Below are 24,838 nucleotides of genomic sequence, written 5' to 3' on the forward strand. Positions count from 1 at the left end.
GCAGCTGGCACGGCGCGCGGCTCCGGCAGCCGCAGCGGTCCTGCGCCCGGCGTGAAGGAGCCGAGCAGCGCCGGGCTCCGCGCCCCGGTGGCGGACGGCAGCGCGCCGGGCAGGCCGTGCCAGCTGAGGAAGCCGAGGAGCGCGAAGAGGTAGGCCTCCTTCGCCTGCGCGGGCAGCCCGTGGGCCTCGGACCGTTCGACGCGGGTGGGCGCGGCGGCGTCGGCGATGCGGCGCATGAGGACGGGTTGCGTACGCCACCGCCCGGGCCCGCGACGGCGCGGGCCGCCACGTCGCCGAAGAAACGGCCGAGGCCGGTGTCGAGGCGTCACAGGGCGGCGGCGTCGGCCGCCGCCGGGGGCAGACAGGCGGCGAGGGCCGCGCGCAGCGGGGCGGGGTACGGCTCGGAGTGCATGCCGAGGGGGTGCAGACTTACCGTGGCGTCGTCGGCGAAGGCGAGGTCGGCGACCGCGGCGTCCACGGCGTCGCAGGAGGTGCCGCTGAGCATCCCCACCACCCGGAGGGGCCGCCCCGCGGGAAACCCGGTCGGGACGGGCTCCGCCGAATCGGTACGCTGCGTGATGTCCATAACAGAAGAACTCTTCACCTACCGTGACCCCGTCACTCCACCTTCTCTGATCATTGGAGCATTCGAGGATGGCCCGACACCTCATCACCAGTGCGTTGCCCTACATCAACGGGATCAAGCACCTGGGAAACATGGTGGGTTCGATGCTCCCCGCCGACGTCTACGCCCGCTACCTGCGGCAGCGCGGCCATGACGTCCTCTACATCTGCGCCACCGACGAGCACGGCACCCCGGCCGAACTGGCGGCGAAGGCCGCAGGGCTGCCCGTCGCGGAGTTCTGCGCCCAGCAGCACCACGCGCAGAAGGCGGTCTACGACGGTTTCGGCCTCGACTTCGACTACTTCGGCCGGACGTCGTCCGCGCAGAACGTCGAGGTGACGCAGCACTTCGCCCGCCGTCTCCACGAGCACGGCTTCATCGAGGAGCGCGCCACCCGCCAGGTCTACTCCCCCGCCGACGGCCGGTTCCTCCCGGACCGCTACATCGTGGGCACCTGCCCCTACTGCGGCTACGAGGCGGCGCGCGGCGACCAGTGCGAGAACTGCACGCGCGTCCTCGACCCGACCGACCTGGTGGACGCGCGGTCCGCGGTGAGCGGCAGCACGGACCTGGAGGTCCGCGAGACCACGCATCTCTTCCTGCTCCAGACCAAGCTGGAGAGCGAGGTCGCCGCCTTCGTGGAGGCGCACGACGGGCAGTGGCCGACGCTGGCCTCCTCCATCGCCAGGAAGTGGCTGACCGAGGGGCTGCACGACCGAGCCATCACCCGTGACCTGGAGTGGGGCGTGCCGGTGCCGGGCGACGTGTGGCCGGAACTGGCCGCCGAGGGCAAGGTGTTCTACGTCTGGTTCGACGCCCCGATCGGGTACATCGGCGCCACCAAGGAGTGGGCGGACGCGGCGGGTCCCGGCGAGGAGCGCGACTGGCGGTCGTGGTGGTACGAGGCCGAGGAGGACGTGCGGTACACGGAGTTCATGGCCAAGGACAACGTGCCGTTCCACACGGTGATGTTCCCCGCCACGCAGATCGGCACGCGTGAGCCGTGGAAGCGGGTGGACGTCGTCAAGGCGTTCAACTGGCTGACGTACTACGGCGGGAAGTTCTCCACGTCGCAGCAGCGCGGCATCTTCGCCGACACCGCCCTCGACCTGCTCCCGGCCGACTACTGGCGGTACTTCCTCGTCGCGGGCGCGCCCGAGTCGGACGACTCGTCGTTCTCCTGGGAGCTGTTCTCCTCGGTGGTCAACAAGGACCTCGCCGACACGCTGGGGAACTTCGTCAACCGCGTGCTGACGTTCTCCCGCAAGCGGTTCGGCGACGCCGTACCGGCCGGGCACGCGGCGGGCGACGCCGAGCGGCGCCTCGGCGAGGAGGTGGCGCGGCTGCTCGCCGAGTACGAGGAGCACCTGGAGGCGCTCCAGTACCGCAAGGCGGCCTTCGCGCTGCGGGCGCTGTGGAGCGCGGGCAACTCCTACCTGGAGGAGAAGGCGCCCTGGCGTGAGATCAAGACCGACGAGGACGCCGCCGCGCTGACGCTGCGCACGGCCATGAACCTGATCCGCCTCTACGCGGTGGTGTCCGAGCCGGTCATCCCGTTCAGCGCGCGCACGATGCGCTCGGTCTTCGCGGCCGAGGACACCGCCACGTGGGTGTCGGCCGAGGAGGCGCGCGCCCTGGACGCGATCCCGGCCGGGACGGCGTTCACCGTGCCGCCGGTGCTCTTCGCGAAGATCACCGACGAGGACCTGGAGGGCTACCGGGCGCGCTTCGGCGGCGACACCGCCGACGCCTGACGCCCCACGCGGACGGACGGGCCCCCGCCCCGCGGGAGTCCGTCCGTCCGCGCCGTTCAGGGGGTCTTCCCGGCCAGGATGCGGCCGGACAGCTCCGCCGCGGCGGCCTTGATGCTCTCCAGACCGGCGCGTCCCCACGGGCGCGGCAGCCGGTCGAGCACGCAGACGGTGCCGAGCGCCCGCCCGTCGGCGTCGAGCAACGGCGCGCCCAGGTAGGAGCGGATGCCCTCCTCGTCCACCAGCGGATTGCCCGCGAACCGCGGGTAGTCGCCGACGTCGTCGAGCACCAGCGCCTTGCGGCGCACGACGACGTACGGGCAGAAGCCGCGGTCACGGGGCATCGTGCGACCCGTGCCCTCGCCCGGCGCCGCGTAGAGACCGGCGAAGAACTGCTCCCGCTCGCCGATGAAGTTGACCAGCGCGAACGGCGTGCCCGCGAGGCGCGCCAGGTCGCGTGCCGCCGCGTCGAACGCCGGGTCGGGCGCGCCGCCGACGCCCAGTTCCCGCAGCCGTTCCGCGCGCGCCGGGGCGTCGGGGTCGTCGGGGGTCAGCAGCAGCCGGCCTGTGGGGTCGAAACCCATCGTGGACATGGTGTTCCTTGTGTGGATCGGATGCGGGCCGCCCCCGCCTGGCGGGCGTCACACGAGCTGCCGCAGCCCGTGGAGGACGGCGCGCAGCAGGTCCGGGTCGGTGGGACAGCGGCCCGGGGGCAGGGGTGGGCTGACGGTGACGGCTCCCGAGTCCAGCAGGTCGGAGAGCAGCACCTTGGTGACGGCGGCGGGCAGGCCGACGTACGCGGCGATCTCGGCGACCGAGGCGGGCCCGCGGCAGGCGCCGAGCACCTGTGCGTGCTCGGGCCCGAGCCTGCGCCGTATCCGCCGCCCGGTGGCCGTGACCAGCGTGAGCAGGTCGAGGCGCGCCGCGGGCCTGGTACGGCCGCCGCAGACGGTGAACGGGCGGACCAGGCGGCCCGCGTCCTCGTCCAGCAGCGGTTCGGGGGTGACGGCGGCCGGGGCGCGCGTCCGCAGGTCGCGGGCGCGCGTGCCGCCGGGGACGGCGGGCGGCGCGGGGGGGCCGGTGCCTGGGCCTCTCATCCTCTGGCCCCCTGCCGCAGCGGGATGGCGAGGGACGCCCGGACGCTGCGGACGAGGAGGGCCATCTCGTGGCCGAGCGCGGCGGCGTCGGCCTCCGGGTCGGCCAGGACGGCGAGGGCGGCCGTCTGCCCCGCGGCCGTGACGATCAGCAGTCCTGAGTCGAGGCGGACGGTGATCTGCCGGACGCGGCCCCCGGCGTCGGGCAGCCGGGTCCCCGCCGTCCTGGCCAGGGCGTGCAGTCCGGCGGCGAGCGCGGCCAGTTGGTCGGCGTCCTCGGCGTCCATGCCGTGGACGGCCCGGGGCAGGCCGTCGCTGCCGAGGAGGACCGCCTTGCGGGCGTGCGGCAGGCGTTCGACGAGGTGGGCGAGGAGCCAGGCGAGGTCGGTCCGCGCGGGCCAGGGCGTGTCGGTCACCACGGCGCGGCCGGGGCGGTCGGCGGGACAGGTGGGACCTGTGGGAGGGGGCGTGTCATCGTTCGCCCTCCTCGTCCGCGAGGCGGGCGCCGCGCCGGAACGCGGCGGTGAGCCCGGGGTCGAGCGGCGCGGGGACGGGACCTGGGCCGCCGCGCTGCGGGGGCTGTGGCGGCTGGCCGGTGTCGCGCGGCGGCGGCACGAGGTGCTGCGGGCGGCGGCGGCGCGGCAGCGGGGGGCGTCCCGACCGGTCGGTGGCCGGGGTCGCGGGGGTGGGGGCCGTCGAGGTGGTGGGGGCGGCGGGGGGCTGCGTGGGCCGGGGCGGCAGGGCGGCGTCCTGCTCCGGCGCGCTCCCCACGGCGGGCGGCGCGGGTGCGGCGGCGGGTGCGGGCAGCACGTACGGCTCCGCCGCCTGCGCGACGGGGCGGCCCGGCACGTAGTGGCCCTCCGACTCGTCGCCGAGCAGCTCGTGCGGCAGGACGAGGACGGCCTGCACGCCGCCGTAGATGTTGCTCTGGAGCTGGACGACGATGTCGTGGCGCTTGGCGAGCGTCGAGACGACGAACAGGCCTACCCTGCCGTCCTCCAACAGCTGTGCGACGTCGAGGCGTTCCGCGCCGGACAGGATGGCGTTCATGCGGTTCTGCTCGGTGACGGTCATGCCGAGGCCCCGGTCCTCGACCTCGATGGCCAGCCCGGCGGTGACGCGCTGCACGCGCAGCAGGACCTGGGTCTGGGGGGCGGAGAACTCCGTGGCGTTCTCGACGAGTTCGGCCAGCAGGTGCACGACGTCGGCGACGGCGTGGCCGCGCACGGTGCCCTCGAAGGGCGGCACGAGCTTGACGCGCGAGTAGTGCTCGACCTCGGCGATGCAGGAGCGCAGCACCTCGGACATGCACACAGGACGCGTCCACTGGCGGCGGGAGACGGCGCCGCCGAGGACGGCGAGGTTCTCCGCGTGCCTGCGGATGCGGGTGGCCAGGTGGTCGATGTGGAAGAGGCCCTTCAGCAGCTCGGGATCCTCGACGTCGTTCTCCAACTCGTCGAGGTATTCGAGCTGGCGGTGCACGAACGACTGCATCCGCCGCGCCAGGTTGACGAACACCTCGACCCGCTCGTCCCCCGCGCAGACCGCGCCCGCCAGGGAGGCGGCCTGGGCGACGGCGGACTCGGCCGCGTACCCGGCGGCGGCGATCTCGTGGCCGAGCTGCCCGTAGGCGTCGGCGTCGTCGGGTTCGGCGGGGGGTGCCCCCTCGGGCGGTTTGATCCGCTCGCCGCGCTCCACCTTCCGCAGCAGCGCGTGCAGTTCGACCCGGCCCCGGCTGGCCTGGCGGCGCAGCGCGGTGAGGCGCCCGGCGTGCAGCCTGGCCTCCGTCAGGGCGAGGAGCACCGCCCCGGCCAGGACCGTGCCGACCAGGACAGCGGCGGCGGCCGGGACGGCCCAGCGCGCGAAGCCGCCCGCCGCGCCCTGCCGGGGCCCGCCCTCGGCGAGCAGGTACGCGACGGTGACCGTCGCGACGACGGTGACCAGGGCGGCGGGAAGCACCGCCAGGCGCAGCAGTCGGCGTCTGCATCCCGGCGCTCCCGCGCCCGGCGCCGTGCCGGCTGGCCGGCTGTGGCGGCCGGTGGGTGCCCCGGTGCGTAGCTGTTCGGGCATCGGTGTCCTTATCGGGCGGATCAATGTACCGAGGCCACGCTATGACTCAACGCCGCTGCGCAGAGCTACAGTTCCGCCAATCGCCACCCCTCGCCACCTCCCAACGAGTGAATCGGGCCGGGGCCGTCTTGACCCACCGCGCCGTGCGCGCGGTCAGCCGGGGCCGTAGGCGCGGACGGTGACGTTCAGCCGCCCGGTGAGGCCGAGGTCGGGCGGCGCGGTGCCGGGGTGGATGCGCGGGACACCGTGACGGGCCAGGCGTGCCGGGCCGCCGAGGACGAACGCGTCGCCGCAGCGCAGTTCGGTGTCGGTCCAGGGCCGTCCCCGGTGCCCGGCGCCGGCGACGCGGAAGACGCAGGAGTCGCCGAGGCTGAACGAGACGACGGGGGCGGAGGAACGCTCGTCGCGGTCCTGGTGCATACCCATCCGGGCCGAGGCGTCGTAGAAGTTGACGAGCGCGATGTCGTACGGGTCGGCGGGCGGCGGGAGTCCGGCGGCGGCGACGGCCCGGCGTGCCCAGTCGCCGAGCCAGGCGGGGAACGGTTTGACGGGCGCGCCGTCCCCGTCAACGGCGGTGGCCGCGTAGCCACCCGCGTACCAGTGGCGGCCGAGCGAGAGCTGCCGCACGGACATGACGCCGCCGCCGAAGCGGACGGTGCGCAGCCCCGCGGGCGGGCGGGCCCACTCCCGGCAGGCGGCGAGCAGGGCGTGCCGCTCCGCCGGGCCGAGCCGGTCGGGCAGGTGCACGGCCCCCGGCGTCGGCTCGGCCCGCACGCGGGGGAACAGCTCGTCGCTCACGCCCTCCATGATGCGCCCACCGGTGGACGGCCGGGTGACCGCGCGGGAGCCCGCGTCCTACTTGGTGCGGACGACCACGAAGTCGGCGAGCGCCGCGAACCGCTCCCGTACGCCGTCCGGCAGGTCGAGGCCGTCGAGGGCGGCGAGCGCCCCGTCGTACTGCCGCCTGGCCTCCTCCTCGGCCAGGCGGCGCCCGCCCGCCTCCTCGATGAGCGCGGCGCGCGTGGCGAACTCGGCCTCGTCGAAGTCCTCGAACTCCTCGGGCGACTTCTTGGCGTCGCCCATCAGCAGCTCGGCGAGCCGCTCGGCGGCCGGGCCCGTGCCCTCCAGGGCGGCGGCGACGGGCAGCGACTTCTTGCGCTGCCGCAGGTCGCTCCAGGCGGCCTTGCCGGTGGTGGCCGGGTCGCCCCAGATGCCGAGCACGTCGTCCACGGCCTGGAACGCCAGGCCGAGCCGCTGGCCGTAGTCCTCCAGCGCGTCCGCGACGCGGTCGTCCGCGCCGCCGAGGACGGCGCCGACGGCGGCGGCGCAGGCCAGGAGGGCGCCGGTCTTGTTGCCCTCCATCTCCAGGCACTCGGCGACGCCGACGCGCTCGCGGTGCTCGAACGCGATGTCCTGGGCCTGGCCGTCCACCAGCCTGCGGCTGGCCGTGGCGAGACGGCGGGTGGCGCGGGCGGCGTCCGGCGTGCCGACTTCGAGGAGGACCTCGATGGCGAGGGCGAACAGGGCGTCGCCGACGAGGATGGCCTGTGCAGGGCCGTGGACCTTCCAGACGGTGTCGCGGTGCCTGCGCTGCTCGTCGCCGTCCATCAGGTCGTCGTGGAGCAGCGAGAAGTTGTGGACCAGCTCGACGGCCACCGCGCCGGGGATGCCGGTGGTGGCGGGGACCCCGGCCGCCTCGGCGGAGAGCAGCGCCAGCGCGGGCCGTACGGCCTTGCCGCTGTCCGCGTCGGTCGGCCGCCCCTCGGCGTCGATCCAGCCGAAGTGGTAGGCGGCGACGGTGTCCATGGGCGGGGCGAGCCGGGCGACGGCGGAACGCAGCGCGGGAGCGGCCAGCGCCCGCCCGCGCGCGAGCAGCGCCGGGACGGCGCCGTCGGGATGGGCTTCTGCGGGGTTCACGTGCTCTCCTTGGCGCTGGGTTGCGGTCGTTCCGTGGGGCTTCCGTGGGACGTCGTCGGGGCGGGGCGTTCCGTGCGCGGCGCCTCGCTCGGCGCCGTGCGGGGCGTGGGGTGGGGCGGTCACGGGGCGACGGCGCGGGCGGCGGCGTGGCCGCTGCGGACGGCGCCCTCCATCGTCGCGGGCCAGCCGGTGGCGGTCCACGCGCCCGCGAGGTACAGGCCGGGGGCGCGGGTGCCGGGTCCTGGGCGCAGCCGTCCGACGCCGGGGGTGGGGGCGAAGGTGGCGGCGCGTTCACGCGTGACGAAGAAGTCGCGGACGCGTGCGTCGCGTGCGGCGGGCAGCAGGCGTTCCAGTTCTGGCAGGTAGCGCTTGCGCAGGACGTCGGCGGGGAGCTGGATCTCCTCCTGGGCCGCGGACTGCGACAGGACGAGGTACTGGCCCTCGGTGACCCCGGCCGCGCGCGTGCGGTCGAAGATCCACTGGACCGGGCTGCCGAGGGCGGCGAGGAACGGCAGGTCCAGGACCGTGCGGTCGTAGAGGATGTGCGCGTTCAGGATGGGCGCGGTGCCGAATCCGGCCAGGGCGGACGGGTCGTGCAGCGCCTCGTGGGGCAGCAGGGCGCGGGCGGCGTCGGGCGGGACGGCGACGACGACGGAGTCGGCGGTCAGCTCCCGGACGGGCTGCGGTCCCGGGGCGAGGGCGCGTGAGCTGAGGGTGAGGCGCCAGCCGCCGCCGGGCGCGGGCCGCAGGCGGCGGACGCGGGTGGCGAGGTGCGTCGTGACCCCCGCCTGGTCGAGGGCGGCGCGGGCCCTGGTGTCGTGGAGTTCGCCGAGCGGCACCTCGGGGACGCCGATGTCGGCGGCGCCGGGCTCGGTGAGCAGGCCGGTGCGGAAGACCATGGCGGCCAGGCCGAGGGAGACGTCGGCGGCCCGCGCGTTGAGGGTGGCGACGCCGATGAGGTCCCACAGGGCGGTGACGGCGTGGTCGCTCTGGCCGTGGCGGCGCAGCCAGGACGCGAAGTCCTCGTCGTCCAGCGCCGGGTCGGCGGGGTCGAGGCGGCGCAGCGCGAGGACGGCGCGGGGGACGGCGGCGCGCTCGCCCGGCGACAGGTGGGGGTAGCGGGCGAGGGTGCCCGCGAGGTGGAGCGGGACGGGCAGCGCGCTCCGGCGGATGCGGCCGGTGCGGCCGGTGGCGGCGTCCGTGACGGGGACGTCGAGGCGGCGTTGGAGGGGCGCGAGGGAGGTGGCGCCGATGCGCTGGAGGAAGCCGCGGTAGGCGGTGCAGCAGCGGAGGAAGACGTGCTGGCCGTTGTCCACGGTGAGTTGGCCCGCGGGCGAGTCGCGGCGGAAGGAGAACGCGAGGCCGCCGAGCCGCGGGCGGGTCTCCAGGAGGGTCACGCGGTGGCCGCGGTCGGCGAGGGCGAGGGCCGTGGTGATCCCGGCGAGTCCGCCGCCGACCACCGCCGTGTGGGGGGGCGGGGTCATGTGCGGCCCGCCCGCGCGACACGGCGGGTGTCGAACCCCGTCAGGCCGCGCAGGGCGACGACGGCCTTCTGCGCGCCGGGGAGCCCGACCCGGCCGCGCAGGACGGCGTGCGGGTCCTCGTCGATCAGGTCGAGCAGCCGGTGGTAGGTGCCCGCCATGGCGGCGACGCAGGCGGCGGAACGGCGGTCGAGCAGGGGGAGCAGCCGCAGCCCCTGCGCGAACAGGTCACGGGCGCGGCGGACCTCGAAGCGGACCAGCCCGGCGAAGTCCGCGCCTGGCGGCGGCGGGACGAGGTGGGGCCCCGCCTCGCAGCCGTACGCGCGCAGGTCCTCGGCGGGGAGGTACGTCCTGCCGTTGGCGGCGTCCTCGCGGATGTCGCGCAGGATGTTGGTCAGCTGGAGGGCGAGGCCGAGGGTGTCGGCGTACTCGGCGGCCCGCTCGGCCCCCCGGGCGCCGGGCGCCGTGCCGAAGACGCCGAGGCACAGGCGGCCTATGGCCCCGGCCACGCAGCGGCAGTAGTGCCGCAGGTCGTCCCACGTCTCGTAGGCGTGGCCGCGCACGTCGAGGAGGACGCCGTCGAGGAGTTCGTCGAGGCCGTCGAGGGGGATGGGGAAGCGGCCGGTGGCGTGGGCCAGGGCGACGGCGACGGGGTCCGTGTCGTCCTCGGCGACCTTCTGGTCGCGCACGCGCTGGAGCAGGTCGCGCGTCTCCCCGAGCCGGGTCTCCTTGACCGCGGGGTCGAGGGTGCCGTCACCGATATCGTCCACGCGGCGGGCGAAGGCGTAGAGGGCGTAGAGTGCGCGGCGCTTGGCCAGGGGCATGAGGCGGGCGCCGTAGCTGAAGTTCCTGGCGTGCCGGGTGGAGACGGCGGCGCAGTACTCGTAGGCCGCGAAGACGGCGGGCGACAGCGGGGCTCTCCTGGGTGCGGGGCTCACGGGGTTGAAGCTCACGTTCCTCTTCGCAGTGTCGTTCCCGCCGCGTACAGCAGGCCGCCCTTGGACGGTCGGGGTGGTCCCGCCAGCACGTCGTACCCGGCGCCGGCGATGGCCTGGGCCGCCGCCCGTCCGCCGCCGACGAACCCGGCGAGGAGCAGTCGCAGCCGCCCGTGCAGGCTCCCCACCAGCGGGGCTCCCTCGTCCAGCAGCCTACGTGCCCGGTCGGTCAGACAGGCGACCAGGGTGCGCACGGACGCGTTGGCCGTGGGCGCGGCGAGGTCGTCCTCGGTGACGTGGAAGCGGCGCATCGCGTCGGCGGGCAGGTAGATGCGGTCGCGGCGCAGGTCCTCGGCGACGTCCTGGAGGTGTTCGAGGATCTGGAGCGCCGTGCAGATGGCGTCGGAGCGGCGCACGCTCTCCTCGGTCGCGGTGCCGGTGAGGCCGAGGACGATGCGGCCGACGGGGTTGGCCGAGAGGCGGCAGTAGCCGAGGAGCGTGTCCCAGTCGGGGTAGCGGGTGACGCGCTGGTCGATGCGGTTGGCCTCGATCAGGTCGAGGAACGGCTCGGGGCCGAGCGCCGCGCGCCGGACGGTGGGGACCAGTTCGCGCAGCAGCGGGTGCCGGGGCGGGGTGCCGCCGTGGGCGCTGGCGAAGACGCGGCGCAGGTCGTCGGCGACGGCGTCGAGCATCGCGGGGCGGTCGGTCACGGCGTCGGCGTCGAGGCCGAGGAGGACGGCGTCGCCGCCGCCCGGCGCGAGGTCGCCGTCGCCGATGTCGTCCACGAGGCGGGCGTAGCCGTAGACGGCCATGAGGTCGTCACGCCAGGCGCGCGGGAGGAAGCGGGGGGCGACGGGGAAGTTCTCGTGGGCCGCCTTGGCGAGCACGCCCTCGGAGGTCCCGGCGCCGTCGCCCGGCGTGGCGCTCAGCACGGGCGGCCCCTCGTCGTCCAGCACGCCGTGGTCGTCATGTCTGCTGTTTTACCTTATGGTCAGATGAGCCCGGCCCGGGACACGCGGCCGTGCCCCGGTTCCGGGCGGGGCGGGGTGGCGGGCTACTTGCCCGTCTCCTCCTCGTACGCCTTGAGCACCTGGTCGGTCGGGCCGTCCATGACGAGTTCGCCCTTCTCCAGCCACAGGACGCGGTCGCAGGTGTTGCGGATGGACCGGTTGTTGTGGCTGACGAGGAAGACGGTGCCCGCCTCCTCGCGCAGTTCGCGGACGCGGGCCTCGGAGCGGCGCTGGAACTTCTTGTCGCCGGTGGCCAGGGCCTCGTCGATCATCAGCACGTCGTGGTCCTTCGCCGCGGCGATGGAGAACCGCAGCCGGGCCTGCATGCCGGACGAGTAGGTGCGCATGGGCAGGCTTATGAAGTCACCCTTGTCGTTGATGCCCGAGAAGTCCACGATGTCCGCGTAGCGGGCGCGGATCTGGTCGCGGGTCATGCCCATGGCCAGGCCGCCGAGTATGACGTTGCGCTCGCCGGTCAGGTCGTTCATCAGGGCCGCGTTGACGCCGAGCAACGAGGGCTGGCCGTCGGTGAAGACCCGTCCCCGCTCGGCGGGCAGGAGGCCCGCGATGGCGCGCAGCAGCGTGGACTTGCCCGAGCCGTTGGTGCCGATGAGGCCGATGGCCTCGCCGCGGTAGGCGACGAAGCTGACGCCGCGCACGGCGTGCACCTCGCGGACACGGCGGGACGGCTCCCGGCGGACCATGCGGCGCAGGGCGGCGGTGGCGTTGCCGCGGTTCCCCGCGCCGTAGACGCGGTAGACGATGTGGAGGTCCTCGGCGATCACGGTGGGCCTGCGCCCGTCGTCGGCCGCCAGGGCCGGGGTGTTGTCAGCCACGGCCGTACTTCTCCTCCGCCTTCCAGAAGAACAGGAATCCGCCGAACCCGATCACCGCGGCCCAGCCGAGGGCCCACAGCCACGTCGTCGCCGGTATGGCGTTGTGGGTGTCGCTGTCGATCAGCGCGTAGCGGACGAGGTCCATGTAGACCGCCGCCGGGTTGGCCTCCAGGACCGTCGCGACCCAGCTCGGGGCGTTGGCACGGTCCTCCAGCATCTCCCGCAGCGGGAACATGACGCCGGAGGCGTACATCCAGGTGCGGAGCACGAAGGGCATCAGCTGGGCGAGGTCCGGGGTGTTGCTGCCCAGCCTGGCCATGGCCATGGCCAGGCCCGCGTTGAAGATCAGCTGGAGGGCGAGGGCCGGGAGGATGAGGAACCACGTCCAGCCCGGGTAGTGGCCCGCGCCGACCACGATGACCAGCAGGATGATCATCGAGTACAGCAGCTGCTGGAGTTGCTGGAGCGAGAAGGCGATCGGCAGGGACGCCCGCGGGAAGTGCAGGGCGCGGACCAGGCCGAGGTTGCCCGAGATCGACTTGACGCCCGCGAGCACCGACGCCTGGGTGAAGGTGAAGACGAAGACGCCGGTGACCAGGAAGGGGATGTACTCCCGGTTCCCCATGCCCGCGCGTCCGCCGAGGACGAGGCCGAAGATCAGGAAGTAGACGAAGGCGTTCAGCAGCGGCGTGAAGACCTGCCACAGCTGGCCCAGCTTCGCCTGGCCGTACTGGGCCATCAGCTTGGCCCGGGAGAACGCGACGATGAAATGCCGTCGCCCCCACAGCTGCCTCACGTACTCCGGCAGGGAAGGCCGCGCGCCACTGACGGTCAGGCCGTGTCTGGCCGCCAGTTCGGCCAGTGGTACGGCGCGTGGGGGCGCACTCTCGCGCGTGGTCTCGCTCACCTGGTAACTCTCGTCCTCGCAGGGCAAAGGCGGTAGGCACTGCCGCCGTACGGCGGCACCGGGATGGTCTCAGACCCGAGCTTGTCAGATGACAGGGGGGCGTCCCAGACGGGTCAGGCGCCATACCGTACGCCAACGCATCGGCCTGCGGGGACCGCTCGGCGTGCGCCAGCCCTCGGCGAAGCCCTTGAACCACGCCTTCAGCGCGCTGCCCGACGGGCGGCGGGCCAGGGTCAGCAGCACCCATACCAGGAGATAGACGGGAATCAGGGGCACGGGCAGGTTGCGCCGCGCCAGCCAGACGCGGTTGCGCGCCACCATGCGGTGGTAGACCGCGTGCCGGGACGGCGGGGTCGCCGGGTGGTACAGCAGCATGTCCGCGCGGTAGTCGATGGACCACCCGGCGTCCAGCGCGCGCCAGGCCAGGTCGGTCTCCTCGTGCGCGTAGAAGAAGTCCTCCGGCAGGCCGCCGACCTGCTGGAACACCTGGGTGCGCACGGCGTTGGCGCCGCCGAGGAACGTCGTGACGCGCGAGGAGCGCAGCGGGTCGGAGGCGCGCAGCCGCGGGACGTGACGGCGCTGCGTGGTGCCCGTCTCCGGGTCGGCGATGCGGAAGCTCACGATGCCGAGCCCCGGATCGTCGGCGAACGCGGCACGAACCAATTCCGCCGTGTTTTTGTCTGGAAGTAGTCCATCGTCGTCCAGAAACAGCAGCACATCGACATCGCCGCCCCCGGGGCCGAACGTCTCGATCCCGACGTTCCGGCCACCGGGGATGCCGAGGTTCTCCGGGAGTTCGACGCTGCGGACGCCCGCGGGCAGGTCGGGGAGCGCCGCGCCGTTGCCGACGACGACCACCTCGACCCGTTCGCCCTCCTGCGCGGCCACCGAGTCCAGCAGCGCGCGCAGTTCCACGGGCCGGTCGCCCATCGTCAGGACGACCGCGCCGAGCTTGAGCTGTGCCGTGCCCACCGCCGTCACCTCAGCCTGCTGGACGCGAGGATGGACACCAGGTGCAGCAGCGTCTGCACGACCGCTATCCCGGCGAGCAGCGCCACTCCGAGGCGGGTGAAGAAGAGGTCGCCGCCGATCAGGTCGAGGACCGCCACGACGAGGATCAGCAGCGACGCCTCGACGCCGCCGACCAGCCGGTGGAACTTCAGGGCCGCCGCCGCACGCCGCGCCACCGCGACACCGGAGGAACGCGGCGTGGCCGCCTCGTCCCGCACCGCCGAGAGGCCGCTGCGGGTCCTGGCGACGTCCACCAGGTCCGTCTCGGCCTTGATCAGGATCGCGCCGAGCGCCGCCAGCGTGCCGAGGAAGGCCCACAGCCAGTTGGGCGCCGCCTCCTCGACCGCGAAGACGTCGGCCGCCCGTACGCCGAAGCCGACGAGCAGCGCGGCCTCCGCCAGGTAGTGGCCGACGCGGTCCAGGTAGACGCCGGTGACGGACGTCTGCGCGCGCCAGCGCGCCACCTCGCCGTCCACGCAGTCCAGCAGCAGGTAGAGCTGGATGAGCAGCGCGGCCAGGACCGCGCCGGTGAGGCCGGGGATCAGCAGGGCGGCGCCCGCCGCGACACCCGCCACGACCATCAGGTACGTGAGCTGGTTCGGGCTGATCCGCGAGCCGACCAGATGCCTGGTCCAGCGCAGCGAGATCTCCCGCATGTACAGGCGCCCTGCCCAGTGCTCACCGCTGCGCCGGTCCTTGACCCCGGCGGGGTGCACGACCGGTCTGAGGTCAGCTACCGATGGTTTTGACATAGTCCGCGTACGCGTCCCTGATCTCGTCGGTGGTGAGGTCGAGGTGTTCGAGGATGGTGTAGCGGCCCGGCCTCGTCTGGGGGGCGAAGGCCACCGCCGTCACGAACTCCTCGGTGCTGAAGCCGATCTCGCCCGGCAGCACGGGCAGCCCGTGGCGCCGCAGCACGTCGGCGATCAGCCGGCAGTCGTCGGGCGCCCCGCGCAGGTGCATCGCGAAGGCCGCGCCGAGCCCGACCTGCTCCCCGTGCAGCGCCGAGCGCTTCGGGTGCAGGACGTCGAGGGCGTGGGAGATCTCGTGGCACGCGCCGGACGAGGGGCGGGTGTGGCCCGCGATCGTCATGGCGATGCCGGACAGGACCAGCGCCTCGGCCAGGACCGTGAGGAACGGGTCCTGGGTGCAGCCGCCGGGGTGGCGCAGGACGGCCTCGCCCGCCTGCCGCGCCATGGCGGCGGCCAGGCCGTCCACCTGCTCGCCCGTCTCGCGGTGGGACAGCTCCCAGTCCGCGATGGCCGAGATGTTGGAGACGGCGTCGCCGATGCCCGAGCGCACGTAGCGGACCGGGGCGTCACGGATGACGTCGAGGTCCACGACCAGGGCGATCGGCGTCGGCACGCCGTAGGAGCCGCGGCCCGCGTCGTTGTCGAGCGTGGAGACGGGCGAGCAGATCCCGTCGTGCGCCAGGTTGGTAGCGACGGCGACCATCGGCAGGCCGACGCGCGCGGCGGCGTACTTGGCGGCGTCGATGATCTTGCCGCCGCCGAGCCCCACGACGGCGTCGTAGTGGCCCGAGCGCATGGCGTCGGCGAGCTGGACGGCGGCGTCGATGGTGCCGCCGCCGACCTCGTACCAGTCGGCGCCGGGCAGGGCGGGGCTCAGGCGCTCCCGCAGGGCGGCGCCCGAGCCCTTGCTGATCGCGACGGCGAGCCGTCCCGACGAGGAGATCCGCTGGTCGGCGAGGAGCCCGCCCAGGTTGTCCAGCGCCCCGGCGGTGATGTCCACCGAGACGGGCGACGGGATGAGGCGGGTCAGTACCGGCACGCGATCTCCCGTCCCCTGGCGAGGTCCTCGTGGTTGTCGATCTCGACCCAGCTGACGTCGCCGATGGGCGTGGTGTCCACGCGGAAGCCGCGGTTGACCAGCTCCTGGTAGCCGTCCTCGTAGTACAGCTGCGGGTCGCGCTCGAAGGTGGTGCGCAGCGCGTCCGCCAGCTCGGCGGCGGCGGACGGCTCGATGAGCGTGACGCCGATGTACTCGCCGGTGGCCTCGGCGGGTTCCATCAGCTTGGTGATGCGCCGCACGCCACGCTCGGGGTCGGCGACGACCTTCATCTCCTCGTCGGCCAGCTTCTTGGCCGTGTCGAGGGCGAGGACGATCCGGCGGTCGCCGCCGCGCGCGGCGAGCAGCGTGCGCTCGACGGAGGCGGGGTGGACGGTGTCGCCGTTGGCGAGGATGACGCCCTCGGCGATGACGTCACGGGCGCACCACAGGGAGTAGGCGTTGTTCCACTCCTCGGCCTTGTCGTTCTCGACGAGGGTGAGGTTCACGCCGTAGCGGCTCTCCAGGTCGGCCTTGCGCGCGTACACGGCCTCCTTGCGGTAGCCGACGACGACCGCCACGTCGGTGAGGCCGACCTCGGCGAAGTTGGCCAGCGTGAGGTCGAGGACGGTTCTGGTCTCCCCGGCCTCGCCCTCGTGGTTCACGACCGGCACCAGCGCCTTGGGCAGGGTGTCGGTGTAGGGGCGCAGACGCCGTCCGGCGCCTGCGGCCAGCACGAGGCCGATCATGCGGGTTCTCCTGTTTCGTCGTGTACGGCCGGTGCCTGCGAGGAGACCCAGAATCGGATGCTCTCCACCAGCACCAGGAGCGCCATCGCCCCGGCAAGGACGGTCAGCGCGACGGTGAGGCCCCCTCCCGACGCCCAGAGGGCGGCGGCGACGGTGACCAGGAGGGTGCGTCCCTCGTGGCCCCCGGTGGCGCGGACCAGCCAGGGCGGAGGCGCCCCGGCACCGCCGCGGAGGCGGTACACCGTGTCGTAGTGATGGTAGGCGCAAGCGGCCACCAGACCGAAAGCCGCCGGCAACGCCCCGTTCACCCCGCTGCGGGCCGCGAGGACGAGGATCGTCAGATATTCGCCCGCGCGGAACAGGGGCGGCAGCAGCCAGTCGAACGGCCGCCGCAGCGGGGCCGCCTGCGCGCGGCCCGCGGCGAACGCGTAGCAGGCCGCGGCCAGGACGACGAACCAGCCGCCGCCGTCGGCCGCGCCGAGCGCCGTGACGACGAGCAGCGCGGTGCCGCCGAGCGCCCAGGCGGGCGCGGGGAACGGGCCGCGGCGGGCCGGGAGGCGGCTGACGAGGTCGGCGAGCGGCCCGTTGTCGGTGAGGCCGGTCAGCGTGCGGGCGGCCTCCGGCGTGGGGCCGGGGAGGCGGCGGGAGCGCAGCAGGCGGCCAGCCGTCGTGTAGCAGGCGGCGAATCCGCAGGCGGCGAGCAGGACGACGAAGGTGACGCGGGGCGTGGTCAGCGCGGTGAGGACGGCGATGAGCAGCCAGCGTTCGCCGATGGGCAGGACGATCATGCGGCGTGCCCAGACCGTCCAGCCGATGCTGTCGAGGCGTCCTGAGATCGCGACGGCGGGGGCGCGGGAGCCTCCGCTGCCCGGGGCGGGCGGGTGCGCGTCGTTGAACGCGAAGTCCACGATGTGGCGGCAGGACTGGAGGACCATCGCGGCCAGCGCGAGGGCCCACACGTCGTCGTCGGCGCGGGCGGCGCCGAGGGCGAGACCGGCGTAGTAGGCGTACTCCTTGGCGCGGTCGAAGGTGGCGTCGAGCCAGGCGCCGAGGGTGGAGTACTGGAGGGAGTAGCGGGCGAGCTGGCCGTCGGCGCAGTCGAACACGAAGGACAGCAGCAGCAGGACGCCCGCGGCGACGAAGCCGGTACGGGTGCCGGTGGCGGCGCAGCCCGCGGCGATCAGCGCGGTGACGAGCGAGGCGGTGGTGACCTGGTTCGGCGTCAGTCCGCGCCGGGCGCACCAGCGGGCGAGATGGCGGGAGTACGGGCTGACGAGGTGGGTGGTGACGAACCCGTCGCGTGACTTGACGGCGGAGCGCAGCCGCACGGCCTCCTCGTCCACGGCCGCGACGGCGGCGGTGGCGGTGGCGCGTTCTGCGTCGTCGCCGGGCACGACGGCGACGAGCGTGCCGAGTTCGGGCCGGTGCACGGGGGTGCCCGACGCGGCGACGGCGTCGGCGACCCGGTCGGCGAGCGGCGCCGCGGGCCGCGGGCCGGTGGCGGGAGGCGCCGCTCTCGCGGCCGGGTCACGGACCCCGGCGGGCGCCTGCGGGACGGCCGCCGCCGCGTGCAGCGCGGACGTCAACTCCGCGCGTACGCCGGGGGCCGCGGTCACGGCGCCGGGGATCGCGGCGGCGTCGAAGCGCGGATCGGTCAGTCCAAGACGCAGGCTGTGCCGGTGGCCGATGAAGCGGGGATCGACGAGCGCGACGCGTTCCCCCGCCGGTGCGGCGGCGAGGGCGTCGGTCAATCCGGCGGCGGTCTCGGCCACCGTGACGGTGAATCCCAGCGCGCTCAGGTCGTCTTCGAGGGGCGACCCGGGAAGGGGCGAACCGGTGAGGATCGCGATCGACAGCTTGACCCACTCCTTGAGGCAGAACCGCCCTGCGCGGCCTGCACGTCGGCAGAGATTATCCGATGACCACCGTGCGGCAAGAATGGCGTCGGCGTGAGGAAACCCGGCGTTCATGTCACGGAGCGTGCCGCGGGCCGATGCGACCCTAGCGAATCGGGCGCCGCCGCGCGCGGCCGGGAACCCGTGGCCCGCGGGGCGTGTGCGACGGGGGTCGGGACGGGCGCCGCGGCGGGATGATGAACGGCGTCACGCGCCAGGCCACAGGGCGGGGTCGCGCGTCCACCCGCGGGTGGACGCGCGCGTCCGTGCGTCATCCCGCAAGCGGGCCCGCGCGCGGGGCCTCGTGCGGCAGACTGGCCGGGAAACCGGGCAGATCCCGGGAAAGCCAGAAAACCTGGGAAATGCGCCGTTCCGGCGTGCCAGGGAACCGAGGGAAAGGACGCCATGCCCCACAGCAGCACCGTCAGCGCGGAGCCGATCATGCTGGAACTCGTGGACGAGGACGGCACGGCCGTCGGCACCGCGGAGAAGCTGGCGGCCCACCAGGCTCCCGGGCAGCTCCACCGGGCGTTCTCCGTCTTCCTCTTCGACCCGGCGGGGCGGCTGCTGCTCCAGCGCCGGGCCCTCGGCAAGTACCACTCCCCCGGCGTGTGGTCGAACACGTGCTGCGGCCATCCGCTGCCGGGCGAGGAGCCCTTCCTCTCGGCGACGCGCCGCACGACGGAGGAGCTGGGCGCCGCGCCGGTGCTGCTGCGCGCGGCGGGGACCGTGCGCTACAACCATCCGGACCCGGCGTCGGGGCTGGTGGAGCAGGAGTTCAACCACCTGTACGCCGGTGTCGTGACGGCGCCGCTGCGGCCCGATCCCGACGAGGTGGCGCAGACGGCGTTCGTCACGCCGCAGGAGCTGGCGGAGCTGCGGGCGGGCGAGCCGTTCTCGGCGTGGTTCGGGACGGTGCTCGACGCGGCGCGGCCGGGGATCAGGGAGGTCACCGGCCGGGCCGCCGGGTGGTGAGGCGGCTCCGGCCGGGTGTCAGGGGAGGTCGAGCGGCAGGGTGGCCCACACCACCTTGCCGCCCGCCGCGGTCGGTTCGACGCCGCACGCGCCACCCGCGTCGGTGGCGGTCGCCTTGACGAGGAGCAGGCCGCGTCCGCCGGTGCCGTGCCGGTCGGGCGTGAGGGCGAGGGCGCGGGGCCGGTAGGGGTGGCCGTCCTCGACCGAGATCCTGATCCAGCGGTCGTCGAGGGCGATCTCGACGCCGATCTGCGGGGTGAGCAGGGCGGCGTGCCGGACGGCGTTGGTGACGAGTTCGGAGAGGATCAGCTGCACGCCGTGGAGCGTGTCGGCCGACAGCGGGGCGGCTCTGCGGTGCAGCAGGTCGCGGACCGCGTGCCGGATCTGGGGGACCGAGAGGTCGTCGGGCGGGACGGTGAAGCGCCAGGCCCCGGCGTGGGCGGGCGTCGTGGGAAGACCGGAGTAGGGCGGGGCGCCGGATCTGCTGTCCATGGTCCGAGTGTTGGCATGTGCCAGGGCGGCATGACCCGGTGACGCCAACTCGTCGGATATCGGATGGAATTCGATCGGATGCGTCAGGAAATTGGCGCTGTGCAGAACGTATTCGTCCGGAGCGCCGCCGGGCCCTTCACGCCCCCGGTCACCCGACCGGCCGAGGCGCGTGGTTGCGAATGTCCGGCGGAATAGCGCGGGGGCGCACGGCACGCCGTGTTGCGCGACTATACGGAAGTTGCGAGATCGGACCGCTGGGGGATGACACCGCCGCCGTTTGGGAAAGAGTTGGCGCCATACCTGGTTACTCTCACCATGTATATGAATTACCGCGAACCTGAAGGAAAAGGGAAGAGTCCACCCGCTTTCGACATTTCGGTGAGTGTTCGATCCATTTCAGGGGCAAGGTCAACCCAACTCATTCCCTGGACGTTGGAGTGCTGCTGTCATGGCTCTTCCGCAAGGTCCTCTGGAACACCGTTACCAGGGGGAACACCCGGTGCGGACCCTCGCCTACCTCTTCCGGGAAGACCGCTTGCGGCTTCTCACCGCGGTGCTGGCCTTCGTCGTCAAGCACAGCCCGGTATGGCTGCTGCCACTGATCACCGCGAACATCATCGACATCGTCGTCGAGCAGCGGCCCATCTCCGAAATGGGAGCCAACACCCTCGTGCTGGTGGTGGTCCTGCTGTTGAACTACCCCACCCACCTCCTGTACGTCCGCTGCATGCACGGCAGTGTCCGGCGTGTGGGCACCGGCCTGCGTTCTGCCCTGTGCCGACGCATGCAGGAGCTGTCCATCGGCTACCACTCACGCGTCAGCGCCAGCGCGCTCCAGACCAAGGTGATCCGTGACGTCGAGAACGTCGAGCAGTCGGTGCAGCAGAGCGCCGACACGGGTCTCGCCGCGATCATCACGCTGGTCGGCGGTCTGGGCGTCATCGCCGTACGGGTCCCGGCGGCGCTGCCCGCGTTCGTGGTCCTCGTACCGGCCGCGACCCTCCTGGTCCGCAGACTGCGCGGCAGACTGCGCAGTCACAACGAGAAATACCGGCGGCAGGTCGAACAACTGTCGTCCCGCGTCGGCGAGATGACCAGCCTGATCCCCGTCACCCGGGCCCACGGCCTGGAACGGGCCGCGCTGGTCCGCGTGGACGGCTCGCTGCGGCAGGTCCTGACGGCGGGCATACGGCTCGACCTGCTCAACGGGCACTTCGGGGCGATCGCCTGGATCCTGCTCAACACCATCGGCATCGGCTTCCTGTCCGGCGCCGCCCTCATCTGCTACTACTCCTGGCTGCCGATCACCACGGGCGACGTGGTGATGCTCAGCACCTTCTTCACCACCCTCACCGGCTCCATGACGATGCTGATGGGCCTCGCGCCGATCATCACCAAGGGCCTGGAGTCGGTGCGATCGGCGGGCGAGGTGCTCCAGGCCCCCGACCTGGAGATCAACGCGGGCAAGACCGAGGTCACCGCGGTCAAGGGCCGCCTCGACTTCGAGCACGTGGACTTCTCCTACGACGGCGAGGGCGACGCCGCCGTCACCGACTTCGACCTGGCGGTACGGCCCGGCGAGACGGTCGCGCTGGTCGGCGCGTCCGGCGCGGGCAAGTCCACCGTCCTGAACCTGCTGATCGGCTTCATCCGGCCGGTCTCCGGGCGCATCGTGCTCGACGGCACCGACATGTCCACGCTCGACCTGCGCAGCTACCGCCGCTTCCTGTCGGTGGTGCCGCAGGAGTCGGTCCTCTTCGAGGGCAGCATCGGCGAGAACGTGGGCTACGGCATGCCGGACGTGGACGAGCAGGCCGTGCGCGCGGCGCTGGCCGACGCGAACGCCCTGGAATTCGTGGACCGGCTGCCCGCCGGTCTCGACACGGTCGTCGGCGAGCGCGGCGCGCGCCTGTCCGGCGGCCAGCGGCAGCGCATCGCGATCGCGCGTGCCCTCATCAGGGACCCGCGCATCCTGATCCTCGACGAGGCGACCTCGGCGCTCGACACCCGCTCCGAGTCGCTGGTGCAGGAGGCGATGGAACGCCTGATGCGCGGACGGACGGTGTTCGTCGTCGCCCACCGCCTGTCCACCGTGCGGAACGCCGACCGCATCGTCGTCCTGGAGCAGGGCCGCATCCAGGAGATCGGCACGCACGCCGAACTCCTGCGGCTCGGCGGGGCGTACGCCAGGCTCCAGGCGCGTCAGATGACCTGAGCCGGTCCCCGGGAGGCCGCGGGCTCCCGACGGGGCGGTCGGACACCGGTCCGGCCGCCCCCGGGCCCCCTGGCCGTCACGGGCGACCGTCACGGCGGCCGTACGGTCACAGCGGCCCCTCCTCGGTCAGCTCCCCGTCCAGGCACAGCCGCCGGGTGATCCCGAGGCCCCGCAGGAACGCCAGGTCGTGGCTGACGACGATCAGCGCGCCCCGGTAGGACTCCAGCGCCGTCGTGAGACCGCGCACCCCGGACAGGTCGAGGCTGTTCGTCGGCTCGTCGAGCAGCAGCAGCTGCGGCGCTGGCTCGGCCAGCATCAGCGCCGCCAGCGACGCGCGGAACCGCTCGCCGCCCGACAGCGAGCCGACCGCCTGGTCGGGGCGGTCCTTCCTGAACAGGAACCGCGCGAGCTGCGCCCGTACGCGCTGCGGGTCGGCGCCCGGCGCGAACCGGCGGACGTTCTCCATGACGCTCGCCGCCGGGTCGAGCAGGTCGAGACGCTGCGGCAGGTGGCGCAGCGGCACATGAACCTCGGCCGTTCCCCCGGAGGGCGCCAGCGTCCCGGTGAGCGTGTCGAGCAGCGTCGTCTTCCCCGCGCCGTTCGGGCCGGTGAGCGCGATCCGCTCGGGCCCGAGGACGTCGAGGGAGACCAGGGAGCCGTGGCGGGTCTCCAGGTCGCGCAGGGTCAGCACGCGGCGCCGGGCCGGGACGGCGGTGTGCGGCAGGTCCACGCGGATCGCGTCGTCGTCCCGTACGGCCTCCTCCGCCTCGGTCAGGCGCCCGCGCGCCTCGGCCAGCCGTTCCTGGTGCAGGCCGAGGTACTTGCCCGCGCTCTGCTGGGCAGTGGACTTGCGCGCCCGCATCACGGCGCGGGGGGCGCGGGTGTTCTCGAACGCCTTCCTCGCCCCGCGGGCGCGCCCCGCCAGCTTGTCGTGGGCGTCGATCAACTCCCGCTTCTGGCGGCGCACGTCGGCCTCGGCGGAGCGCACCGTCCGCTCGGCGGCGTGCTGTTCGACGGCGAGGGCCGCCTCGTACGCGGACAGCGTGCCGCCGTACCAGGTGACCGCGCCGCCGCGCAGGTCCGCGATGCGGTCCACGCGTTCCAGCAGCTCCCGGTCATGGCTGACCACGACGAGCACCCCACGCCAGGCGGCGACCGCCTCGTACAGGCGGTGCCGCGCGGCGATGTCGAGGTTGTTGGTCGGCTCGTCGAGCAGCAGCACGCCGGGGCGGCGCAGCAGCAGCGCGGCGAGGCCGAGGAGGACGGACTCGCCGCCTGAGACGCGGCCGACCGTGCGGTCGAGCCCGATGTGGGACAGGCCGAGCTGGTCGAGGGTGGCGTGGGTGCGCTCCTCGACGTCCCAGTCGTTGCCGACGGTGTCGAAGTGGGCGGGGGACGCGTCGCCGCGCTCGATGGCGTGCAGGGCGGCGCGCACGCGGTCGATGCCGAGGACCTCGTCCACGCGGCGGGTCGTGTCGAGCGTGACGTCCTGCGGCAGGTGGCCGGTCTCGCCGCCGACGCGGACGGTGCCGGCGGCGGGGGTCAGTTCACCGGCGGCGAGCCGCAGCAGCGTGGACTTGCCGCTGCCGTTGAGGCCGATCAGGCCGGTGCGTCCCGGCCCCGCGCTGAAGTCGAGGCCGCTGAACAGCGGGGTGCCGTCCGGCCAGACGTAGGCGAGGCCGGTGCAGGTGAGGTACGGGGTGGGATGGCTCATGCGAGGTCTCCTGAGGAAGTTTCGGGAATGTCCTGAAACGTGGAGACACCGGAGCCGGGGGCAAAGCCGACCGGGCACGGGTTGACCGGGGGCGACGGGGAACGGGTGGGGCCGGGAGAAGGGAGTGGCCGTCCGCGTCTGAGGTCGGTCGCGGCGCGCGGCACAGGGACGTACCGGCGGTACGTCTGCCACGGGCTCGCGGTGTCTACGACCTCAGTTCTTCAACGACCTCTCCCCCGTGCGGCGACAGAACCGCACCGAGGGTAGGGGCCAACGGCCGCGCGCGGCAACCGGATTCCGGCGGGCGTGACGTCCGCCGGAAGGCGGGGGCGGCGCGGGGTGTGGCGGCTACGGGACGATCTTCTGGCCGCGCGCGGCCAGGCGGGCGGCGCGGGCGGCCATGCGCTCGTCGAACGTCCTGGCCTCGGCGTCCAGACCGTCCATGAACAGGCCGAGTTCGTCCTGCGCCTTCAGACCCTCGGGGCCGAGCCCTGGGACTTCGAGGACCTTGAGGTAGCGCAGGACGGGCTGGATCACCTCGTCGTGGTGGATGCGCAGGTTGTAGATCCCGCCGAGCGCCATGCGGGCCGCGGCGCGCTCGAAGCCGGGGATGCCGTGTCCCGGCATGCGGAAGCGGGTGACGACGTCGCGGACGGCGCACATGGTCTGGTCGGGGGCCAGCTCGAAGGCGGCGCGCAGCAGGTTGCGGTAGAAGACCATGTGCAGGTTCTCGTCGGTGGCGATGCGCGCCAGCAGACGGTCGCAGACGGGGTCGCCGGACTCGCGGCCGGTGTTGCGGTGGGATATGCGGGTGGCCAGCTCCTGGAAGGCGACGTAGGCCACCGAGTGCAGCATGGAGTGGCTGTTGTCGGAGTCGTAGCCCTCCGACATGTGGGACATCCGGAAGTTCTCCAGCTCGACCGGATCGACCGCGCGGGTCGTGAGGAGGTAGTCGCGCAGCACGATGCCGTGACGGCCCTCCTCGGCGGTCCAGCGGTGCACCCAGGTGCCCCAGGCGCCGTTCTGGCCGAAGATGTTGGCTATCTCGCGGTGGTAGCTCGGGAGGTTGTCCTCGGTGAGGAGGTTGACCACGAGCGCGGTGCGGCCGACGTCGGTGACCTTGGACTGGGACAGGTCCCAAGGCTCGCCGCCGAGGGGGCCGTCGAAGTTGCGGCCGTCGCTCCAGGGCACGTACTCGTGCGGCATCCAGTCCTTCGCGACGGCGAGGTGGCGGTTCAGTTCCCGCTCGACCACCTCCTCCAGGGCATGGATCAGGCGGACGTCGGTCCACTCGCCTGGCCTGGTCATCGGGGTGGGACTGGAGGTCACGAAAGCTCCTGGGCACGGTGACGGCAACTACCTACGAGACCGTA

The 24,838-nt window shown here is 73.5% G+C and carries 23 protein-coding genes and 1 pseudogene; 3 read left to right on the forward strand and 21 right to left on the reverse strand.

Features of this window, described 5'->3' with window-relative positions:
* Nucleotides 1-5: 5 nt before the first annotated feature.
* Together IF27_RS32060 and IF27_RS31140 are read right to left on the reverse strand one after the other, a co-directional pair.
* A pseudogene (locus IF27_RS32060) lies at nucleotides 6-262 on the reverse strand (anhydro-N-acetylmuramic acid kinase); the annotation flags it as partial.
* A 63-nt stretch (nucleotides 263-325) separates the two neighbouring features.
* Complete coding sequence (locus IF27_RS31140; RefSeq protein ID WP_190232986.1) at nucleotides 326-505, reverse strand: hypothetical protein; 180 nt, start codon at nucleotides 503-505, stop codon at nucleotides 326-328.
* Nucleotides 506-654: 149 nt separating this feature from the next.
* Here IF27_RS31140 and metG point away from each other — a divergent pair, with 149 nt between their 5' ends.
* A complete protein-coding gene (metG, locus tag IF27_RS16460; protein WP_052850340.1) occupies nucleotides 655-2,379 on the forward strand; it encodes a methionine--tRNA ligase in 1,725 nt (574 codons plus the stop codon).
* Nucleotides 2,380-2,435: 56 nt separating this feature from the next.
* On the opposite strand, the gene IF27_RS16465 is transcribed toward metG, so the two are convergent.
* The 16 genes from IF27_RS16465 to IF27_RS16540 form a co-directional block, all read right to left on the reverse strand.
* The gene (locus IF27_RS16465) at nucleotides 2,436-2,960 is read right to left on the reverse strand and encodes a GAF domain-containing protein (protein WP_052850661.1); all 525 of its coding nucleotides are present in this window, start codon (nucleotides 2,958-2,960) and stop codon (nucleotides 2,436-2,438) included.
* Between the two features lie 57 nt (nucleotides 2,961-3,017).
* A complete protein-coding gene (locus IF27_RS16470; RefSeq protein WP_110945959.1) occupies nucleotides 3,018-3,473 on the reverse strand; it encodes a DUF742 domain-containing protein in 456 nt (151 codons plus the stop codon).
* On the reverse strand, nucleotides 3,470-3,886 hold the full coding sequence (locus IF27_RS16475; RefSeq protein ID WP_420822017.1) for a roadblock/LC7 domain-containing protein: 417 nt from the start codon (nucleotides 3,884-3,886) through the stop codon (nucleotides 3,470-3,472). The genes IF27_RS16470 and IF27_RS16475 overlap by 4 nt, the downstream gene beginning before the upstream one ends.
* A 55-nt stretch (nucleotides 3,887-3,941) precedes the next feature.
* On the reverse strand, nucleotides 3,942-5,540 hold the full coding sequence (locus IF27_RS16480; protein ID WP_110945960.1) for a sensor histidine kinase: 1,599 nt from the start codon (nucleotides 5,538-5,540) through the stop codon (nucleotides 3,942-3,944).
* Between the two features lie 153 nt (nucleotides 5,541-5,693).
* A complete protein-coding gene (locus IF27_RS16485; protein ID WP_420822018.1) occupies nucleotides 5,694-6,347 on the reverse strand; it encodes an alpha-ketoglutarate-dependent dioxygenase AlkB family protein in 654 nt (217 codons plus the stop codon).
* A 48-nt stretch (nucleotides 6,348-6,395) separates the two neighbouring features.
* On the reverse strand, nucleotides 6,396-7,457 hold the full coding sequence (locus tag IF27_RS16490) for a polyprenyl synthetase family protein (RefSeq protein ID WP_052850343.1): 1,062 nt from the start codon (nucleotides 7,455-7,457) through the stop codon (nucleotides 6,396-6,398).
* A gap of 119 nt (nucleotides 7,458-7,576) precedes the next feature.
* Entirely contained in the window at nucleotides 7,577-8,941 is a 1,365-nt protein-coding gene (gene hpnE, locus IF27_RS16495) for a hydroxysqualene dehydroxylase HpnE (RefSeq protein ID WP_052850344.1), read from the reverse strand.
* Complete coding sequence (hpnD, locus tag IF27_RS16500) at nucleotides 8,938-9,876, reverse strand: presqualene diphosphate synthase HpnD (RefSeq protein ID WP_223291077.1); 939 nt, start codon at nucleotides 9,874-9,876, stop codon at nucleotides 8,938-8,940. The genes hpnE and hpnD overlap by 4 nt, the downstream gene beginning before the upstream one ends.
* An 11-nt stretch (nucleotides 9,877-9,887) precedes the next feature.
* On the reverse strand, nucleotides 9,888-10,760 hold the full coding sequence (gene hpnC, locus IF27_RS16505) for a squalene synthase HpnC (protein ID WP_052850665.1): 873 nt from the start codon (nucleotides 10,758-10,760) through the stop codon (nucleotides 9,888-9,890).
* Between the two features lie 167 nt (nucleotides 10,761-10,927).
* On the reverse strand, nucleotides 10,928-11,719 hold the full coding sequence (locus IF27_RS16510) for an ABC transporter ATP-binding protein (RefSeq protein WP_223291078.1): 792 nt from the start codon (nucleotides 11,717-11,719) through the stop codon (nucleotides 10,928-10,930).
* A complete protein-coding gene (locus IF27_RS16515; protein ID WP_052850345.1) occupies nucleotides 11,712-12,626 on the reverse strand; it encodes an ABC transporter permease in 915 nt (304 codons plus the stop codon). The genes IF27_RS16510 and IF27_RS16515 overlap by 8 nt, the downstream gene beginning before the upstream one ends.
* Before the next feature lie 84 nt (nucleotides 12,627-12,710).
* Complete coding sequence (locus tag IF27_RS16520; protein WP_190233011.1) at nucleotides 12,711-13,556, reverse strand: glycosyltransferase family 2 protein; 846 nt, start codon at nucleotides 13,554-13,556, stop codon at nucleotides 12,711-12,713.
* A gap of 47 nt (nucleotides 13,557-13,603) precedes the next feature.
* Nucleotides 13,604-14,389 (reverse strand): CDP-alcohol phosphatidyltransferase family protein, encoded by a 786-nt coding sequence (locus IF27_RS16525; RefSeq protein WP_110945961.1) that lies wholly within the window; start codon nucleotides 14,387-14,389, stop codon nucleotides 13,604-13,606.
* Complete coding sequence (locus IF27_RS16530; RefSeq protein WP_052850347.1) at nucleotides 14,367-15,428, reverse strand: iron-containing alcohol dehydrogenase family protein; 1,062 nt, start codon at nucleotides 15,426-15,428, stop codon at nucleotides 14,367-14,369. The genes IF27_RS16525 and IF27_RS16530 overlap by 23 nt, the downstream gene beginning before the upstream one ends.
* Entirely contained in the window at nucleotides 15,416-16,174 is a 759-nt protein-coding gene (locus tag IF27_RS16535; RefSeq protein WP_052850348.1) for a phosphocholine cytidylyltransferase family protein, read from the reverse strand. The genes IF27_RS16530 and IF27_RS16535 overlap by 13 nt, the downstream gene beginning before the upstream one ends.
* On the reverse strand, nucleotides 16,171-18,030 hold the full coding sequence (locus IF27_RS16540; RefSeq protein WP_110946004.1) for a DUF5941 domain-containing protein: 1,860 nt from the start codon (nucleotides 18,028-18,030) through the stop codon (nucleotides 16,171-16,173). Before IF27_RS16540 ends, IF27_RS16535 begins: the two co-directional genes overlap by 4 nt.
* Before the next feature lie 444 nt (nucleotides 18,031-18,474).
* Between IF27_RS16540 and idi the strand changes: the two genes are divergently transcribed.
* Entirely contained in the window at nucleotides 18,475-19,044 is a 570-nt protein-coding gene (gene idi, locus IF27_RS16545; protein WP_052850350.1) for an isopentenyl-diphosphate Delta-isomerase, read from the forward strand.
* Nucleotides 19,045-19,062: 18 nt separating this feature from the next.
* Here the strand turns inward: idi and IF27_RS16550 are convergent, their stop codons facing one another.
* Nucleotides 19,063-19,536: an ATP-binding protein gene (locus tag IF27_RS16550; protein WP_052850351.1), complete on the reverse strand. Its 474-nt coding sequence runs from the start codon at nucleotides 19,534-19,536 to the stop codon at nucleotides 19,063-19,065.
* A 448-nt stretch (nucleotides 19,537-19,984) separates the two neighbouring features.
* Here IF27_RS16550 and IF27_RS16555 point away from each other — a divergent pair, with 448 nt between their 5' ends.
* A complete protein-coding gene (locus IF27_RS16555; protein WP_052850352.1) occupies nucleotides 19,985-21,751 on the forward strand; it encodes an ABC transporter ATP-binding protein in 1,767 nt (588 codons plus the stop codon).
* 106 nt (nucleotides 21,752-21,857) lie between these two features.
* On the opposite strand, the gene IF27_RS16560 is transcribed toward IF27_RS16555, so the two are convergent.
* A complete protein-coding gene (locus IF27_RS16560) occupies nucleotides 21,858-23,465 on the reverse strand; it encodes an ABC-F family ATP-binding cassette domain-containing protein (RefSeq protein WP_052850353.1) in 1,608 nt (535 codons plus the stop codon).
* Between the two features lie 348 nt (nucleotides 23,466-23,813).
* Entirely contained in the window at nucleotides 23,814-24,773 is a 960-nt protein-coding gene (locus IF27_RS16565) for an acyl-ACP desaturase (RefSeq protein ID WP_052850354.1), read from the reverse strand.
* Between the last annotated feature and the right edge of the window lie 65 nt (nucleotides 24,774-24,838).

Source organism: Streptomyces avicenniae (genome assembly GCF_000719135.1).
Lineage (GTDB): Bacteria > Actinomycetota > Actinomycetes > Streptomycetales > Streptomycetaceae > Streptomyces > Streptomyces avicenniae.

What these genes read in the sequence shown, in the direction of transcription:
- IF27_RS31140 (WP_190232986.1), bottom strand. Translation starts at nt 505, where the DNA reads ATGCTCAGCGGCACCTCCTGCGACGCCGTGGACGCCGCGGTCGCCGAC.
- metG (WP_052850340.1), top strand. Translation starts at nt 655, where the DNA reads ATGGCCCGACACCTCATCACCAGTGCGTTGCCCTACATCAACGGGATC.
- IF27_RS16465 (WP_052850661.1), bottom strand. Translation starts at nt 2,960, where the DNA reads ATGGGTTTCGACCCCACAGGCCGGCTGCTGCTGACCCCCGACGACCCC.
- IF27_RS16470 (WP_110945959.1), bottom strand. Translation starts at nt 3,473, where the DNA reads ATGAGAGGCCCAGGCACCGGCCCCCCCGCGCCGCCCGCCGTCCCCGGC.
- IF27_RS16480 (WP_110945960.1), bottom strand. Translation starts at nt 5,540, where the DNA reads ATGCCCGAACAGCTACGCACCGGGGCACCCACCGGCCGCCACAGCCGG.
- IF27_RS16485 (WP_420822018.1), bottom strand. Translation starts at nt 6,347, where the DNA reads ATGGAGGGCGTGAGCGACGAGCTGTTCCCCCGCGTGCGGGCCGAGCCG.
- hpnE (WP_052850344.1), bottom strand. Translation starts at nt 8,941, where the DNA reads ATGACCCCGCCCCCCCACACGGCGGTGGTCGGCGGCGGACTCGCCGGG.
- IF27_RS16520 (WP_190233011.1), bottom strand. Translation starts at nt 13,556, where the DNA reads ATGGGCGACCGGCCCGTGGAACTGCGCGCGCTGCTGGACTCGGTGGCC.
- IF27_RS16525 (WP_110945961.1), bottom strand. Translation starts at nt 14,389, where the DNA reads ATGTCAAAACCATCGGTAGCTGACCTCAGACCGGTCGTGCACCCCGCC.
- IF27_RS16535 (WP_052850348.1), bottom strand. Translation starts at nt 16,174, where the DNA reads ATGATCGGCCTCGTGCTGGCCGCAGGCGCCGGACGGCGTCTGCGCCCC.
- idi (WP_052850350.1), top strand. Translation starts at nt 18,475, where the DNA reads ATGCCCCACAGCAGCACCGTCAGCGCGGAGCCGATCATGCTGGAACTC.
- IF27_RS16550 (WP_052850351.1), bottom strand. Translation starts at nt 19,536, where the DNA reads ATGGACAGCAGATCCGGCGCCCCGCCCTACTCCGGTCTTCCCACGACG.
- IF27_RS16555 (WP_052850352.1), top strand. Translation starts at nt 19,985, where the DNA reads ATGGCTCTTCCGCAAGGTCCTCTGGAACACCGTTACCAGGGGGAACAC.
- IF27_RS16560 (WP_052850353.1), bottom strand. Translation starts at nt 23,465, where the DNA reads ATGAGCCATCCCACCCCGTACCTCACCTGCACCGGCCTCGCCTACGTC.
- IF27_RS16565 (WP_052850354.1), bottom strand. Translation starts at nt 24,773, where the DNA reads ATGACCAGGCCAGGCGAGTGGACCGACGTCCGCCTGATCCATGCCCTG.